Origin of the sequence: Methylophaga sp. UBA5088 (genome assembly GCF_002414625.1) — a bacterium.
GTDB lineage: Bacteria > Pseudomonadota > Gammaproteobacteria > Nitrosococcales > Methylophagaceae > Methylophaga > Methylophaga marina.
In genome coordinates, this window is record NZ_DIAC01000058.1 from 1 (window position 1) to 467 (window position 467).

General features: G+C 44.5%; 1 protein-coding gene. It reads right to left on the reverse strand.

Features of this window, described 5'->3' with window-relative positions; genetic code table 11:
• Window positions 1–188: hypothetical protein (locus B4K20_RS07750; protein WP_289282475.1), on the reverse strand; the 188-nt coding region annotated here is incomplete at its 3' end.
• Window positions 189–467: the final 279 nt, after the last annotated feature.

Genomic DNA, 467 nt, shown 5'->3' on the forward strand with positions numbered 1-467 from the left:
ATATGGAATGTTACAGACTGGCCAAAGTTGACCAACCTAGCTCCAACCTCATGCTCATCATCTAACGACCGGTGAAAATCATTTATCCACTCTATCAAGCGACGGTGGAATTCATCTGCTAAATTCTGATCTTTGAAAGACATTAAGTGTGCGGGTGTAATTCGGGGTGTCAAATCATCCATATCCATCAATTTATCCTTTGTAGCATGTGCGCTCATGAAATAGAGCCAAAGGCGCGATGTTAAGTTTGCAGCCGTTTTTAAATCGTCCGTAGAATCGGGGTAGCACCCGACCTAACTCAAGAATTGGTTGATCGCCTTGAAAGCGGCTTCAAAACGATCTAAAGATTCATTAACCTCTGGCGTATCCCCATCAAGTAGGTCTGGATGGCGTAGTAACCAATCTGCAGGAATAAAGTGCCCGAATTCAGGAGTTTCTGGTGGTAGTGTTCGACACGCTGCTTCTAC